This is a genomic window from Streptomyces kaniharaensis, from assembly GCF_009569385.1.
In the GTDB taxonomy this organism is placed as follows: Bacteria; Actinomycetota; Actinomycetes; order Streptomycetales; family Streptomycetaceae; genus Kitasatospora; species Kitasatospora kaniharaensis.
The window spans coordinates 5,896,332-5,910,246 of record NZ_WBOF01000001.1 but is presented as its reverse complement, the minus strand read 5'-3'; the positions used below and the strand labels follow the sequence as shown (position 1 = coordinate 5,910,246).

General features: G+C 69.6%; 16 protein-coding genes and 3 pseudogenes. 8 read left to right on the top strand and 11 right to left on the bottom strand.

The window, feature by feature from the left end; translation table 11 throughout:
• Window positions 1–250 precede the first annotated feature (250 nt).
• Window positions 251–370, bottom strand: a pseudogene (locus F7Q99_RS26480) (family 1 glycosylhydrolase); the annotation flags it as partial.
• 24 nt (window positions 371–394) lie between these two features.
• Window positions 395–529, bottom strand: coding sequence for a hypothetical protein (locus F7Q99_RS42715; RefSeq protein WP_268267559.1), 135 nt, complete (start codon window positions 527–529; stop codon window positions 395–397).
• Between the two features lie 138 nt (window positions 530–667).
• On the opposite strand from F7Q99_RS42715, the gene F7Q99_RS26475 reads away from it, so the two are divergent.
• Both F7Q99_RS26475 and F7Q99_RS26470 read left to right on the top strand, forming a co-directional pair.
• Window positions 668–1,486, top strand: coding sequence for a 3'(2'),5'-bisphosphate nucleotidase CysQ (locus tag F7Q99_RS26475; protein ID WP_153465381.1), 819 nt, complete (start codon window positions 668–670; stop codon window positions 1,484–1,486).
• 40 nt (window positions 1,487–1,526) lie between these two features.
• Entirely contained in the window at window positions 1,527–2,159 is a 633-nt protein-coding gene (locus F7Q99_RS26470; RefSeq protein WP_230210324.1) for an NADPH-dependent F420 reductase, read from the top strand.
• Here F7Q99_RS26470 and F7Q99_RS26465 read toward each other — a convergent pair.
• The gene (locus tag F7Q99_RS26465) at window positions 2,072–3,070 is read right to left on the bottom strand and encodes an NADP-dependent oxidoreductase (protein WP_153465379.1); all 999 of its coding nucleotides are present in this window, start codon (window positions 3,068–3,070) and stop codon (window positions 2,072–2,074) included. The genes F7Q99_RS26470 and F7Q99_RS26465 overlap by 88 nt on opposite strands.
• A gap of 122 nt (window positions 3,071–3,192) precedes the next feature.
• Here F7Q99_RS26465 and F7Q99_RS26460 point away from each other — a divergent pair, with 122 nt between their 5' ends.
• On the top strand, window positions 3,193–4,068 hold the full coding sequence (locus tag F7Q99_RS26460; RefSeq protein WP_326847130.1) for a LysR family transcriptional regulator: 876 nt from the start codon (window positions 3,193–3,195) through the stop codon (window positions 4,066–4,068).
• A gap of 123 nt (window positions 4,069–4,191) precedes the next feature.
• Here the strand turns inward: F7Q99_RS26460 and F7Q99_RS26455 are convergent, their stop codons facing one another.
• Window positions 4,192–4,899, bottom strand: a complete 708-nt coding sequence (locus tag F7Q99_RS26455) for an SDR family oxidoreductase (protein WP_153465376.1) — start codon at window positions 4,897–4,899, stop codon at window positions 4,192–4,194.
• Between the two features lie 100 nt (window positions 4,900–4,999).
• Here F7Q99_RS26455 and F7Q99_RS26450 point away from each other — a divergent pair, with 100 nt between their 5' ends.
• Window positions 5,000–5,851: a helix-turn-helix transcriptional regulator gene (locus F7Q99_RS26450; RefSeq protein ID WP_153465374.1), complete on the top strand. Its 852-nt coding sequence runs from the start codon at window positions 5,000–5,002 to the stop codon at window positions 5,849–5,851.
• Window positions 5,852–5,871: 20 nt separating this feature from the next.
• Here F7Q99_RS26450 and F7Q99_RS41505 read toward each other — a convergent pair.
• The 3 genes and pseudogenes from F7Q99_RS41505 to F7Q99_RS26440 form a co-directional block, all read right to left on the bottom strand.
• Window positions 5,872–6,072 (bottom strand): annotated as a pseudogene (locus F7Q99_RS41505) (peptide deformylase); the annotation flags it as partial.
• A gap of 187 nt (window positions 6,073–6,259) precedes the next feature.
• Window positions 6,260–6,757: a hypothetical protein gene (locus F7Q99_RS41500; protein WP_230210323.1), complete on the bottom strand. Its 498-nt coding sequence runs from the start codon at window positions 6,755–6,757 to the stop codon at window positions 6,260–6,262.
• A gap of 187 nt (window positions 6,758–6,944) precedes the next feature.
• Entirely contained in the window at window positions 6,945–7,154 is a 210-nt protein-coding gene (locus F7Q99_RS26440; protein WP_268267652.1) for a PDDEXK family nuclease, read from the bottom strand.
• A 435-nt stretch (window positions 7,155–7,589) separates the two neighbouring features.
• Here F7Q99_RS26440 and F7Q99_RS26435 point away from each other — a divergent pair, with 435 nt between their 5' ends.
• Complete coding sequence (locus F7Q99_RS26435; RefSeq protein WP_153465369.1) at window positions 7,590–8,639, top strand: hypothetical protein; 1,050 nt, start codon at window positions 7,590–7,592, stop codon at window positions 8,637–8,639.
• 9 nt (window positions 8,640–8,648) lie between these two features.
• Here F7Q99_RS26435 and F7Q99_RS26430 read toward each other — a convergent pair whose 3' ends face one another.
• The 4 genes from F7Q99_RS26430 to F7Q99_RS26415 form a co-directional block, all read right to left on the bottom strand.
• The gene (locus F7Q99_RS26430) at window positions 8,649–9,224 is read right to left on the bottom strand and encodes a hypothetical protein (protein WP_153465367.1); all 576 of its coding nucleotides are present in this window, start codon (window positions 9,222–9,224) and stop codon (window positions 8,649–8,651) included.
• Window positions 9,225–9,481: 257 nt separating this feature from the next.
• Window positions 9,482–10,264: an oxidoreductase gene (locus F7Q99_RS26425; protein WP_153465366.1), complete on the bottom strand. Its 783-nt coding sequence runs from the start codon at window positions 10,262–10,264 to the stop codon at window positions 9,482–9,484.
• 84 nt (window positions 10,265–10,348) lie between these two features.
• Window positions 10,349–10,792, bottom strand: a complete 444-nt coding sequence (locus tag F7Q99_RS26420; protein WP_153465364.1) for an SRPBCC family protein — start codon at window positions 10,790–10,792, stop codon at window positions 10,349–10,351.
• Between the two features lie 177 nt (window positions 10,793–10,969).
• Window positions 10,970–12,310 (bottom strand): GH1 family beta-glucosidase, encoded by a 1,341-nt coding sequence (locus F7Q99_RS26415; protein ID WP_153465362.1) that lies wholly within the window; start codon window positions 12,308–12,310, stop codon window positions 10,970–10,972.
• A gap of 546 nt (window positions 12,311–12,856) precedes the next feature.
• On the opposite strand from F7Q99_RS26415, the pseudogene F7Q99_RS43730 reads away from it, so the two are divergent.
• The 3 genes and pseudogenes from F7Q99_RS43730 to F7Q99_RS26405 all read left to right on the top strand — a co-directional run.
• A pseudogene (locus F7Q99_RS43730) lies at window positions 12,857–12,994 on the top strand (NUDIX domain-containing protein); the annotation flags it as partial.
• Between the two features lie 56 nt (window positions 12,995–13,050).
• Complete coding sequence (locus F7Q99_RS41495; RefSeq protein ID WP_407697878.1) at window positions 13,051–13,314, top strand: P-loop NTPase family protein; 264 nt, start codon at window positions 13,051–13,053, stop codon at window positions 13,312–13,314.
• 66 nt (window positions 13,315–13,380) lie between these two features.
• On the top strand, window positions 13,381–13,869 hold the full coding sequence (locus tag F7Q99_RS26405; protein WP_153465360.1) for an NUDIX domain-containing protein: 489 nt from the start codon (window positions 13,381–13,383) through the stop codon (window positions 13,867–13,869).
• The last annotated feature ends 46 nt before the right edge of the window (window positions 13,870–13,915 follow it).

Genomic DNA, 13,915 nt, shown 5'->3' with positions numbered 1-13,915 from the left:
GGGCCGGTGCGTACTTGACCGCGAGGGTGGCGGCCCTCGCAACGACCACACCAGCCGGATCCGGGTCAGCCCCCCGGCGCAAACCCAGGTCTTGCCCCTCCGGGGGGCCGGCACGGTGCCGTCCGCGACTCGTCTGTTACCGGCCGCGCGTGTATTACGGACTGTCGCTACAGCGAGCCCTTAACTGTGAGTCACAGCCTTCGGCACGTCGGCTGCCTGGCACGGGAGTTGAGAGAAACAGCCAGCCCGCCTACCTCACGGACCGCTTCCGATGGGCGGCGATCAGGTCCCGGTCCCATGCGTGCGAGGCCCTCGGCGTGCGGCGCTGCGTCCCGAAGTCGACGTGGACGAGACCGAATTTCTGATTGAACCCCTCGGCCCGTCGAACAGGCTGTCATTGCAGCCAGACCCCCAGTCGCCCGGCGATGTTGATCTCAGCCTGCCGTGCGCTGAACGGAACGCGTTGCCCGTGCAGAAGGCCCTCCAGCAGCGCGTCCAGCGCGGCGAGCAGGTTCAAATCCAATTGCATGCGAGTAATCCTAGCCGTGCTTGACATGCACTTGAAGTTAATTACGGGGCTATCTACCGTTGAGGCGAAAGCGCAAGGAGTAACGCGCAGTTCGGCCCTCGACCGGCCTCATCCCCCTCCTCAGACGGGAGTACCACCATGTCCGAAACGCTTCAGACCACTGACGTCGCCGCCTTGGACGCCGACCTGCTCGCCCAGACCGCGAATGCCGTGCGCGAGGCGGGTTCGGCGCTGCGCGAGCGGTACGGCGAGGCGGTCCGCTACCAGAGCCGCGAAGAGCTGATGAGCGCGCTCGCCGTCAACGACGACACGGCCCTCGGCATCCTGCGCCCCCGCCTCACGGGCCTGCGCCCGGACGCCGGGTGGGTGGAGGACGAGCTGGACGGCGGGGCGCTGCCGCCCGGCGAGTGGTGGGTGGTGGATCCGGCCGAAGGCAACGTCAACCATCTGCACGCTCTGCCGGAGTGGGCGGTGACCGCCACCCTCGTGCGCGACAACCAGCCGGTGCTCACCGTGGTCCACCTGCCGTTGACCGGCGAGACCTACACCGCGCTCACCGGCGCGGGCGCCCACGTCGACGGCCGGCCGCTCAACGTCTCCCCCACTGCGGACCTCGGCCTGAGCATCGTGGCCACCAGCCAGGCCCGGCCGGACGAGGACGAGAAGGTCGTGCGACGCGTCGGCTCCTCGATCACCGCGATGCTCTTCGACGCGCTCGTCGTCCGCACCGCCGTGCCCGCGACCCTGCACCTGGTGAACGTGGCCGCCGGCCGGATCGACGCCTTCTGGCAGTTCGCCGGCGCCCGCGCGGACCTGCTCCCCGGAGCACTGCTCGTCACCGAAGCCGGCGGACGGATCTCCGACGCCCAGGGCCGCCCCTGGACCCCCCAGAGCGGAAGCTTCCTGGCCGCCGCGCCCGGTATCCACGCCGAAGCCGTCGCCACCCTCTCCCGCTGACCGCACCACAACCCGCACCCATGGAAGGAACACCATCACCATGACCACGATCGCCGTTCTCGGAAACGGCCGCGTCGGCGGCAACCTGGCCACAGCCCTCACCCGCGCAGGGCACGAGGTGACCGTCGCGGACCGCACGCCGGGCGCCGCCGCCGACGCCGCCCGACGCGCCCGGATCGTCATCAACGCCACCCCGGGCAACGGCTCGCTGGACCGGCTCGCCGTCCTACGGGAGGAACTGCGCGGCAAGATCCTCGTTGACGTCTCCAACGCCACCACCGACGGACCGGACGGACTGCCCGCCGATCTGATCTACCCCGGCTCGAGCCTCGCCGAGCAACTCCAGGAAGCGCTCCCCGAAACCCACGTCGTCAAGACCCTCAACACCATGCTCTTTCCGGTGATGACCGCCCCGGCCACGCTCACCCAGACACCGACCGCGTTCCTATCCGGCGAGGACCCGCAGGCCAAGCACACCGTCCACGATCCAGGTGGTGTCTTCGGTCAGAACCCCTTCCAGCGCGGGCACCTTCAGCTCGTCCAGGGCGTGGGCGTAGTGCGCCACCGCCTGCTGGAGTTCGGCGATCACGAGACCACCGTCAGCACGATCTTGCCTTGGATGTGGCCCTGCGCGGCTCGCGTGTGCGCGCTGCCCGCCTCGGGCAGCGGGTAGGTGCTGTCCACCCCGACCTGCAGCTTGCCCTCGTCGAACAACCGCCCGATCTCGGCGAGCTGGGGGCCGTTGGACCGCACCTGAATGTTCGAGACTGTGATGCCCAGACTCGCCGTCTCTTCCGGATCGTACTGGGCGAAGAACACCGGAAGCATGGTGCCGCCGCGCTTGAGCACAGTCAGGAAGCGTGAGCTGTCCGGGCCACCGACGGCGTCGATCACCAGGTCGACACCGCTGACCACGTCCGCAGCCCGCGTCCTGGTGTAGTCGATGAACTCATCGGCGCCGAGCTTGCGCAGGAACTGCTCGTGCCGCCCGGAGGCCACCGCGATCACGTGTGCCCCCTTCCATTTCGCCAGCTGCACCGCGAAGTGACCCACTCCACCGGCAGCCCCGTTGACCAGTACGGTCATCCCTGGCGTGATCGGCACCGGCTGGTGCACCCGACCGGTGAAAACAGACGGCACGTCGTGGCCGAGATCAACCAGGTACTGCCAGGCCGTAAGCACGGCCATCGGCGCCCCGGCCGCCTGCACGTGGTCGATACCGGCCGGCTTGTGAGCCAGGTCCGAAGCCGGCGCGGCCACGTACTCGGCGTAGGTCCGGCCGTCGAATCCGGGGAACCGCAGCATGCCGAAGACCTCGTCACCGACGGCGAACCCCAACACGTCCGGAGCGACCGCCTGGACCACGCCCGACATGTCCGTTCCGGGGACCAGAGGGAACTCCAGGGCCGGCCTCATCTCGGCCGGCATGACCTTCATCCCCTCACGCAGGTACCAGTCCGGCGGGTTGATGCCCGCCGCGTGCACCCGGACGAGCACTTCGCCCGGGCCGATCTCGGGAACCGGCACCTCGTCATACTGCAAAACTTCCGGCCCGCCCGCTTCATGGAACTGGATCGCCTTCATCGCGTCTGTCGCCTTCCTGGGGAAACGTTGCTCCTTCAGTCAAGGCCCACCGCGGCATCGCCGTCCAAGACCAATCCGGCAACCTGCTCATTCCGAAACGGCATGACGCGTACGCTGCAAGGGTGAACGATCTCGGACAGGACCTGGAACTGCGGTTGGTGCGCTACTTCACCGTGGTCGCGGCGCACCAGCACTTCGGCCGGGCCGCCGCCGACTTGCACGTGGCCCAGCCTGCGCTGAGCCGCCAGATCCAACGGCTCGAAAAGTATCTCGGCACACGACTGCTGGACCGCGTACCCCAGGGCACCCGGCTCACTCCGGCAGGCCGGAGATTCCTCCCCCGGGCCCAAGCCCTGCTGCAGGCCGCCCGCCAGGCCGAAATGGCCGTGCGCGAACAAGCCGAGCTTGAACGAATCACCATCGGCTACGTTGAAGACCTGGTGATCACTGCTGCCGTACGGGAACTGCGCCGCCGTTACCCGGATGCTGAGATCACCACCCGGTACCTGAGTTGCCGCGACGTCGGGGCGCTGTCCGACAAGCGCGTAGACGCCCTGATCGCGCGGGCCCCGCTGCCGCTCGCCGCTGGCGACGTCGTCACCACCCCTTTGTACGAGGAGCCCCGGATGCTCGTGGTCCCACGCGGCCATCCCTTGGCCGACCGCCCGTCGGTGACCTCGGAAGAACTGGCCGACGAGGAGGCCGCGCCATGCTCGTTCGAGACCGCGGACTGGACTTCCTACCGGATCCTCGGGGCCGACGTGCCGCCGATCGAGAGCTATGAGGACAAGCTCGAACTCGTCGCGAGTGGCAGGGCGATCGCCGTGCTACCGGTCGGCGATCGGCGTAGCTCACTGCGCCCCGACCTCGTCACCGTCCCGATCGAGGGCGCTCCTTCCAGCCAGGTCGTCCTGGTCAGCCGCAAGGGCGACCCGAATCCGATGATCAGGAATCTCCGACTGGTGGCCAAGGCCGTCCTGACCGCCCCGGCAGCCTGACCGGGCTCGCCTTCTCCTACAGCGCGAGGGCCAGGAGGTGCGCATCCTGCGCAAGGCTGAGCACATGCTCCTGCAGGGCGAAGACATGATCGTCGGCCGGGGCGGCCGTCGTGAGCGGGTCGGTTACCAGGGCAGCGGGCCCTCGGCGTCGGTGTAGGTGCCGGTGGGACCGTCCGGGGTGAGGCTGGCCATGCGGACGATGATCTCGGCACCCTGTTCGACGGTCTGGATGCCGGTGTTGCCGTTGAGGTCCGTCTTGGTGAAGCCGGGCTCGACGGCGTTGATGCGCATGTTCGGGAACGCCTTGGCGTACTGCACGGTGACCATGTTGACGGCGGCCTTGGAGGCCGGGTAGGCGACGCCGGGGTACACGTAGGTGGGGGTGTCGGCGGTGGTGACGCGGGTGAGCGAGGCCAGGCCGCTGCTGAGGTTGACGATGACGGGGGCGGCGGAGCGCTGCAGCAGCGGGAGGAACGCGTGGGTGACGCGTACCGTGCCGAAGACGTTGGTTTCGAACGTACTCCGCATCAGGTCGGCGGTGACGTCCGCGGCACCGATGATGCCGTTGTCCTCGGCCCGCTCCTCCACGCCGGCATTGTTGACCAGCACGTCAAGGCCGCCGTCGGCTTCGACGGTCTTCGCCGCTGCGGCGACCGAGGCGTCGTCGGTGATGTCGATGACGACCAGCCGCGCGCCCAACTGCTCGGCGGCGCGACGCCCGCGCTCGGGGTCCCGGCTGCCGATGTACACGGTGTGGCCTGCGGCGATGAGTTGACGGGCGGTCTCGAAGCCGAGCCCCTTGTTCGCTCCGGTGATCAGTGTTGTGGTCATGCCTCCACGATGCTGCGCGGCGATGCCGTCAGCCAGGGTCCGGTCTTCCTGGGACTGCCAGTACCAGGCACCCGCGGGTGGGGTGGTGCACAGTGGTGGCATGGCGACCACGGAGTTCGGGCAGACGGTGCGGCGCTGGCGTGACCGGGTCCCGCCGGAGGCGGCCGGCCTGCCGGTGGGCGGCCATCGGCGCGCGGCCGGACTGCGCCGGGAGGAGCTGGCGCTGCTGGCCGGGATCTCGGTCGACTATGTCACCCGCCTCGAACAGGGCCGGGCGACCAACCCGTCGGAGCAGGTCGTCGAGGCGCTGGGGCGGGCGCTGCGACTGAACGCGGAGGAGCGTGAGCATCTCTTCCGGGTCGCCGGGCTGGTAGCGCCGGGAATCGGCACGGTGCCCGGCTACATCACGGCCAGCGTGCAACGGATGCTGGACCGGCTGACCGGCACACCCGTCGCGGTCTCCGACGCGGCGTGGACGCTGCTGCTGGCCAATCCGCTCTACACCGCGCTGATGGGTGAACGGCACGGCAAGGAGCGCAACGGGGCGTGGCGGAACTTCCTCGGCTCGGGCAGCCGGGTCCGCCACACGCCGGAATCCCGGCGGGCGTTGGAGACCGCGGTCGTCTCCGACCTGCGGGCGACGGCGAGCCGCTACCCGTCGGATCTGCGGCTGCGGCGTCTGATCGCTGATCTGCGCGGCAACAGCGAGCGGTTCGCCAAGCTGTGGGACTCCGGCGCGGTGGGCCACCAGGAGGCCTCGCGCAAGACCATCGACCACCCGCAGGTGGGATCGCTGACGCTGGACTGCGACGTGCTCAGCGTCGCGGGCAGCGATCTGCGGATCATGGTCTACACGGCCGAACCCGGCACCGAGGACGCCGAACGGCTGGCGCTGCTGGCGGTGATCGGCACGCAGGCACTGGTGAAAGTCGCCGGCGAGGGCGTCGGGTGAAACCGCCGCAGCGGGTCAGCTCAGCTGTCGAGCTCGGCGGCGCGGCGGGTGCGGCGGGCGAAGACGGCCTCGCGGCGTTCGGCGGTCTGGCGGAGCGTGTCCTTGCGATCGCGTTTGGACAGCCGGTCCATGTAGAGCTGCCCTTCGAGGTGGTCGGTCTCGTGCTGCAGGCAGCGGGCGAAGTAGCCCTTGCCCTCGATGACCAGCGGGTTCCCGTCCTTTGTGATCGCCGGGCGAGCCGATGGCTCATGACCATGCTCATCGACCAGCGGATCATCGCTTCCGAGGTGTCGCTGCGGGCCCTCGTAGTCGCGGGCGAGGCGGACGAGGAGCCGCGAGTGATCGTCAAGCGTTGTGGACGATAAGAGCCGCTGAGGCGGCGGCCCCGGTTGACGGGGGCGTGCTGGGTCAGTCGCAGATCCCGAAGTGCAGGATGGTGGCCCAGTCGCTGGTGACCAACAGCAGGTTGCGCCACCATATGTACCCCGTGTGCGGGCCGTCGACGTCGCCGCAGCTTCGGATGGGCCCCAGATGTGCTTCGATGAGGTCGGCGACGCCATCGGCGAGTTCGCCGGCTCGCCGGATGTCAGCCGGCGAGGCCAGGGTGGGGCCCGAGTGCCTCGCGGCGGGGCTCATGATCCCTTCGGTCACCTGTCGGCGGAAAACGTCCCGCCAGGCTTGCGGTGACTCGAACAGCGCGACCGAGCCTACCTGGTGTCCACTGGCCCCCGCGTCGTACACGGCTTGAGCGAGACCCTTCATCGAGTCATGACCGGGTGTGGTCCCAGCCACTGGGACCACATGGAACAGGTAGATGAACGACACGAAGATGGTTTCGTCGAGCAGCTCCTCGAGCGGTTCAGCTACGGCTGTCACCGCGTCTGGAGCGTCGAGTGGGTTCAGCATGGGAGTCTGGGTCCTCTGTGCGATTCAGCGCTTCGGTCCCAGTGTGTCAGCCGAGCACGTTCATGCCGCGGGGTTTTCGGGGCCTTCGACGAACTGACCGCGGGAACAGCGGAGCAATGGTCAAGAGTCATGGGCGGGGACCTCTGGCGAGGCTGCGGTGATCTCGGCTGCTGCGAGCCGGGCTTCCTCACTTCGGCGCGTGCGAGTGCTCGGGGCACGCATGCCAGAAGCATCCCTGCACGAACACTGCGGTACGCCAGCGCACGAACGTGATGTCCGCCCTCCGGCGCCGCATGGCGGGAAGCGGCAGGTTCACTCGGTAACGGAAGCCCAGTGCCTGCAGTGCCCGCCGGAGAGCGAGCTCCGGTCTCATGTTCACGCTGTGCTGGGCTCGCATCACCCGGCGGGCGTTGGCATCCCTCGGTGGCGGAACCTCCGTCCGGTTGTCCCTCTCTCTCATGTACCGGTTAACTTCGGCCGGGCCCCATGGTCACTCGGCCCCGTCGCCGAGGGTCACGTCCGCCGGGGCCCTGTGCCCGCCGAGCACGGTGCCGTTCCAGACACGACCACCTGGCCGTGAGCCAACTCCCCTGTGCTTGACGATCGTTGGTGTCGCCGCGGAGTGTCGGTCCGCTCCGTACACTGGAGTCACGAGTACGTCGCCGAGTGTTTCCGCCGATTCGAAGGCGAGGCCATGTCCGACTCCTCCCTCCCGCTCCCTCATCCCCGCAGGTCCCCCGGACGTCCGAGGGCCCGGGTCATCGACCGAACCCGTTTCAACCGACCGGAGCTGCTCACCGACCGGCTGCTGATCCAAGTGGACGCTTCCCGGGTGGGGTTCGTACGGGACCAGCTCGACCCCCTCCGCAGCGGGCTCGTGATCAGCGGACCGAAGGCCCTCAGGAAGGCGTCCGAGCTGCGTGACAGGGGCTACACGGGCGTGCTCGTCGCAGACCCGGCGCTCTACGAGGACGGCGTCGCGACGGCACAGGAGCCCTACCTGTCGCGGGCCGGCGAGCTTCCCTCCGCGGATCCCCTCGGCCAGGCGGTCCAGGAGCAGCTCGCCGTCGGTTCGACGGCGGCACTCACGCCGACCGGGTACCTCATGGCCGGAGACACGGCCGCGGTACGAGCTGCTGTGCGCGACGTGGCGGCACGCGAGGACCCCCGGATCGTGCTCGCCCTCCCGATCGACGTCGGCTGGCTGCGCGACGACCTGGTCGGCCGTCTCATCGAAGAACTGGCCGCGGCACCGGGCGCGAAGGCCGTAATGCTCGGGGGCCAGTTGGACCCGCTGGCGAGCTTCCCCGAGGCGCTCACCGGGCTGACGCGGGTACTGGCCGAGGTACCGGGAACCGCGCTCCTGCGGGCCGATCTCGCGGCGTTCGGCGCACTGGCCCGGGGTGCGGTGTTCGCCGCCTACGGGCTGTCCGGGCGCTTCCGGCACGTCGTCCCGCCCGGTGAGCCCGCGAAGAGCTCGGGGTTCGCAGACTCCCCGGCCGTACTGTTCCCCGAGTTGATGGCCCTGTTCCTCGGCAAGACCCTCGCACGCCGCTTCGCCGCGACGCACGCACCCGTGTGCGAGTGCGCCGCCTGCGGGCGTCGGCCGTTGGACAGCTTCCCGGGCAACCGTGACGCCCGGTCGGCAGCGCAGCACAACACGGCCGTACTGCTGTCCTGGCAGCGGACGTTGCAGACCCTGGCGGTCGGACCCGACCGCCAGCGGTGGTGGCAGGAGCGCTGCCGCGCCGCGGTGGACCGGTACCCGCTCATCAACGCCGCCATCCGGCAGCCGAACGGATTCACCGTCCAGCCGCAGCTGCTGAGGTGGTCCCTCCTCGATGCGGTGCCATCGGCGCCGGCAGGCGCGGGAGCCGACTGACGGGGCGGCTCAGACCAGTCGTCCGTACAACTCCTCGACGAAGTGCCAGGCCGCAGCGGTGTGCCGCAGCGGCCGGTACGCCTCGGGTTCCAGGGCGATCCGGATCCCGTCCGGCTCGTCGAGGAGCACGCCGATGCCGTAGAAGGCGGCCTCAGCCACGATCGCGTCCAGCCCTGCGCACGGAACCTCGTCAAGCAGGACGGCTCGGCGGCAGAACGGTGCGAACCGGCCTGCGCGTTCCAATCCCGTCCGCGGATCGGCCGCCCGCACGACCACGAGGTCAACGGCGAGCGGCCGAACCGCCCGGCGCGTCACCAGATCCGTGTCCCACTCGACGGCTCCGCGCGGGAGGTCGCGGACCTCGGTCTGCTCCGGGAGGGAACCCACCGGAACCGGAAGACCGACCGGAAGACCCAGCAGGCACGCCAGCGCGGGGATGCTATCCAGGCGCTCGGCACCGACCTCCTGTCGTCTACGGTGCTCGGGCTCATCGACCCGGTACAGCAGAAAGGCGCGGGTGCCCAGGACCGAGAGCATGGCGCCTTCACTTTCCGAAGGGACCTGCGGCAACGCCGCCTCGCGCACCGAGCGCCACGCCGCGGGTTTCAGCACACTCGCCATGGGCCCCACCCTGCCCTACCGGCCGGCGCGGCGGCCAGACACCCCTCCGTCCGGGCCACGCGCAAGCCCGCCGGTGGATGTCGCCGAGGAGGGCCGGCACCTGGAAGCCTGATCCCGGGCGGTGTGAGGTCCTTCGAACCCGTTGCGTCGCAGGCGAAGGCGAGGCCTGGCACGGATTCCGTGCCGGGTCCCGGGCGCCGTCCGCACGGGCCGGGCGGATTTCAGAGTGTCTGGACGAGGCCGCCATCGATGACGAAGTCGCTCCCGGTGACGTTACCCGCCCGGTCACCGGCCAGCAGCACGACGAGGTCGGCGACCTCCTGCGGGAGGCTGAATCGGCCGGTCGCCGACTGCGCGACGGCGGCTCGAGCGATGTCCTCCGGATCTCCGCCCGCCGCTTTCGCGACCGTCGCGGCGACGCCGTCGTCACCGAGCCACAGCGCTGTGGACACCGGCCCGGGGCTGACCGTGTTCACCCGCACTCCGCGCGGACCGACCTCCTTGGAGAGGGCCTTGCAGAAGTTGGAGAGCGCCGCCTTGGCCGCGCAGTAGTCGATGATCGTCGGGTCGGGCAGGAACGCGTTGACCGAGCTCACGGTCACGATTGAGGCGTTGCCGCGCTCGATCAGATGGGGCAGGGCCGCTCGGGTGGTCCGGACTGCGGCAAGAAAGTTGATCGTCAGTCCCTGGATCCAGTCGTCGTCGGTGACCGACAGGAGGCCGGTCAGCCGGAGGCGTACCGCGCCGACGTTGTTGACCAGGATGTCCAGTCCGCCGAACCGGGACACCGCCTCCTCGACCGCGGCTGCGGGGCCGTCCGCCGTGGTGAGGTCGACGGACACTGGGTGCACCTGCGGGGTGAGTTCGGTCAGCGGACCGGTGATACCGCGCGCCACCGCGACCACGTTCGCGCCTTCGGCGGCGAGCGCCCGCGTCACGGCGAGGCCGATCCCCTTGCTGGCCCCGGTGACGAGGGCGACCCTGCCCGAGAGGTGCAGGTCCATCGGAGACTCCTCGGGTGGTACGACAGCGCGCCCCCGTGGTGCGACGGTGCTGCGCGCGGGGGACCGGCTGCCGCGTACGTGAGGTCAGGACCGCTCGATAGCGGCTTTGATCCGGCGCCCGAAGTCGGGAGCGTCCTTGCGGGCGGCGTGCACGGCCGGGCCGAGCAGGACCTTGCCGAGGCCGTGGCCTTCGAGCACGTTGAAGATCCGGACCCGGGTACGGCCGTCCGGCAGCGGTTCGAGGTCATAACCGCCTTCGGCGGTGATGAGGTTCTTGCTCTGCTCGCTCCACCGAACGGTGCGCGGCGCCTCCACATCGGTGATGCGGAACTCGCGGGAGGTCTTCACCCCGGCATCCTTCACGGTGCTGCGGAAGACCGTTCCGACGGCGGTCGGACCGTCCGGAGTCTTCGCGATCTCCAGAACCCGGGGGCTGAACTCGGGGTCGTGGCGGCCGTCAGCGAGATAGGCGAAGACCTCCTCCACCGGGCGGTCGACCTCGACGCTGGCCTCGAACTGTCCCGACATGTCGGCTCCTCGCGGTGGGCCTGGCAGGCGCTTCACAGCCAGGATTCCAGAGAGTCCCGGCCCACGCCTCCCGGCCGCGGGGGCGCAGCATGAGGCCGGCGGCGCCGATCCACGGTAGCCGCCCAGTAGGGTCCGGGGCTTCTCCGTGTACTGGCTCGCCCGGAAACCACGCACCGCCTACCGCGAACTCCGTACCCGATGAGCGGCGATCAGGTCGCGGTACCAATCGTAGGATGCCTTCGGGGTGCGCTTCTGCGTCTCGAAGTCGACGTGGACCAGGCCGAAGCGCTGGTGGTAGCCCTCCGCCCATTCGAAATTGTCGATCAGCGACCAGGTGTAGTAGCCGCGGACGTCGACGCCTTCGGCCACAGCGGCGGCGAGGGCATCGAGGTGGCCGGCCAGGAAGTCGATGCGGGGCTGGTCGGGGGTGGTGGACTCTTCGACCGAGCAGCCGTTTTCGGTGATGGTGATGGGTGGGAGGGCCTTGCCGTACAACTCCTTCAGGCTGACGAGGAGTTGGCGGAGGGCGTCGGGGACGACGGGCCAGCCGAAGGCGGTGTGGGGGACGTCGGGGATGTCGACGAGGTCGAAGGGGAGCCCGGGATCGGTGGGGGCGGCGACGCGGGTCGGGTTGTAGAAGTTGATGCCGAGGCCGTCGAGGCCGGGGGCGTGGATGAGGTCGGTGTCGCCGGGGTGGATGGCGCCGTAGATGTCGTCCGGGACGCCGAGGGCGGAGAGGTCGGGGTAGCGGCCGAGGAGGACGGGGTCGGTGAACAGGCGATTGTGCAGGGCGTCGTAGGCCCGGGCGGCGGCTGCGTCCTCCGGTGAGGGGGTGGCAGGCCGGACCGGGGTGAGGTTGTTGGAGAGCATCACCTCCAGGCCGCGCTCGTGGAGCACGGAGGCGGCCAGGCCGTGGGCGAGGAGCTGGTGGTGGGCGGCGGGGAGTGCCTCGAACATCAGGGTGCGGCCGGGGGCGTGAGTGCCCAGCGCGTAGCCGAAGACGGTGTGGACGAAGGGCTCGTTGAGGGTGATCCACGCCGGGATGCGGTCGCCGAGGCGGTCGGCCATGACCGCGGCGTACTCGGCGAAGCGGTACGCCGTGTCGCGGTTGAGCCAGCCGCCGTTGTCTTCCAGTGCCTGCGGGAGGTCCCAGTGGAAGAGCGTGGGCAGCGGGGTGATGCCCGCCTCCAGCAGGGCATCGATCAGGCGGTCGTAGAAGGCCAGGCCGGCGGGATTCACGCGCCCGCTCCCTGTCGGCAGCACCCGGGGCCAGGCGATGGAGAAGCGGTAGCCGTCGAGCCCGAGGTCCTTCATCAGCGCGATGTCCTCGGGGTACCGGTGGTAGTGGTCGCAGGCCACCGCACCCGTGTGCCCGTCGCGAACGGCCCCGGGGCGGGCACAGAAGGTGTCCCAGACGGAGGGCCCGCGACCGTCCTCGTCCACCGCCCCCTCGATCTGGTAGGCGGCGGTGGCAACACCCCAGCGGAACCCCGCCGGCAGGTCGAAACGGTCCGGCATGACAGCCTCCTGACGAAAACGTGAGGAGAGCTCATGTTACTGACGTCACGCCGAAACGCCAGAGGAGACCCGTCGTGCCCCCGACTCTCCTCGATCCACACACCCCTCAGCGGCCAGCACGGTAGCCCACCTCAAGCATGTCCAAGCGGCATCAACTCACATCAGGGCGAACAGAAGCACCGGCAGCGCATGCCCGGTGGATTCACCACACCCCGGCGGACACCGAGAGGCTTTGTCGCCTCGAATCGCCCCGGCGGAGGCGTGAACGCCCGCCTCCCGCCGAGCACGGCGCGAGTGTCAGTACCCCGTGGCACACTGCCCTGTTCGGGCCTGCAACCGCCTTACCAGTATGACGAGTTGAGGCCGTTCACCGGATCGTGTGGCTTCTGCCGCGACACACCGACGCGGCCCCGCCGGGCGGCCTACGGTGGGACACCTGCCCACGTACTCACGTACGACCAACGATCACCAGTTTGATCACAGCTTCGCCATGCCCTGAACCGGCCGCCGCGCCGGTTCCCTCCCGCCCCTGGAAGGAGACGTCCCGTGCCGCACCCCCTGGTCGTGGGAGTCCACTTGGTCCTGATCGAGAACGGCCGGGTGTTGCTCGGACAGCGCGCCAACACCACGTTCGCCGCCCAGCACTGGCACGCTCCGGCCGGCCACCTCGAAGAGGGCGAGTCCGTCCTGGCCGGCATGGTCCGCGAGGCCGACGAGGAGCTCGGCATCACATCGACACGGTGGCACGGTACGCGCTGGGCGCCGGCTATCACGTCGTCATCGAAGGCATCCTGTACGCCGATCACTACGGCGAGATGCTCACGCGCCTGGTGGGCGACCATCGCGGTGTCACCCGCTGCTACTACCTCGACATGTACCGCGAGCGCGACCTTCTGCCCGGCGGGATCAAGACCGTCATCGGCAGCAACAGCGCCCTGCGCGACACGGTCGACCGCATCATGCGCGAGACCGCGCTCTCGGAGTTGCCCCCGCGCGACACGTAGAAGCGCAGGTACTCGACCGTCGCCTCCCCTCCATTTACGCCCTCAACCTTCAACCAGGAGCCTCTGATGCACGAGACGAACAGACTGTCGGTCGGCGTCATCGCCCACGACCTGAACACCGACCGGATCGCCACCGTCCACTACGCCCAGCGCAGTTGGACCCCGGGGCCCGCGTGGACGATCCCGGGTGGAAAGGTCGACCCCGGGGAAGAGATCCCCGATGCTGCCGCCCGGGAGCTACGTGAGGAAGCCGGGCTCATCGCCAAGCCGTCCGACCTGCGCTTGGTGCACACCATCCAGGCCAAGGAGGGCTGGGACGGGCTCGGCGGGTTCATGCTGTTCGTCTTCGCCACCAGCGAGTTCACGGGCGAGCTGGCCAACGTCGAGCCGGACAAGCACCTGGAGGTGCGCTGGCACCCCGCCGCCGCTGGCCTGCCCAGCCCGATGTTCCCGACCTCCAAGGCCGCGGTGGAGGCGTACCTGGCCGGCGGGCCCGCGTTCTCCACCCACGGATTCGGCCCCGCCTCCGGACGACGACAGCTCGTCGAGACGTGACCGGCGCCCCCCGGCACCATGCCGGGCGAGTTCGCCCGCCCGGCAT

Bases quoted from the DNA above. Each gene is read 5' to 3' on its own strand.
- F7Q99_RS42715 (WP_268267559.1), bottom strand. From the start codon at position 529: ATGCAATTGGATTTGAACCTGCTCGCCGCGCTGGACGCGCTGCTGGAG.
- F7Q99_RS26475 (WP_153465381.1), top strand. From the start codon at position 668: ATGTCCGAAACGCTTCAGACCACTGACGTCGCCGCCTTGGACGCCGAC.
- F7Q99_RS26470 (WP_230210324.1), top strand. From the start codon at position 1,527: ATGACCACGATCGCCGTTCTCGGAAACGGCCGCGTCGGCGGCAACCTG.
- F7Q99_RS26465 (WP_153465379.1), bottom strand. From the start codon at position 3,070: ATGAAGGCGATCCAGTTCCATGAAGCGGGCGGGCCGGAAGTTTTGCAG.
- F7Q99_RS26455 (WP_153465376.1), bottom strand. From the start codon at position 4,899: ATGACCACAACACTGATCACCGGAGCGAACAAGGGGCTCGGCTTCGAG.
- F7Q99_RS26450 (WP_153465374.1), top strand. From the start codon at position 5,000: ATGGCGACCACGGAGTTCGGGCAGACGGTGCGGCGCTGGCGTGACCGG.
- F7Q99_RS41500 (WP_230210323.1), bottom strand. From the start codon at position 6,757: ATGCTGAACCCACTCGACGCTCCAGACGCGGTGACAGCCGTAGCTGAA.
- F7Q99_RS26440 (WP_268267652.1), bottom strand. From the start codon at position 7,154: ATGCGAGCCCAGCACAGCGTGAACATGAGACCGGAGCTCGCTCTCCGG.
- F7Q99_RS26425 (WP_153465366.1), bottom strand. From the start codon at position 10,264: ATGGACCTGCACCTCTCGGGCAGGGTCGCCCTCGTCACCGGGGCCAGC.
- F7Q99_RS26420 (WP_153465364.1), bottom strand. From the start codon at position 10,792: ATGTCGGGACAGTTCGAGGCCAGCGTCGAGGTCGACCGCCCGGTGGAG.
- F7Q99_RS26415 (WP_153465362.1), bottom strand. From the start codon at position 12,310: ATGCCGGACCGTTTCGACCTGCCGGCGGGGTTCCGCTGGGGTGTTGCC.
- F7Q99_RS26405 (WP_153465360.1), top strand. From the start codon at position 13,381: ATGCACGAGACGAACAGACTGTCGGTCGGCGTCATCGCCCACGACCTG.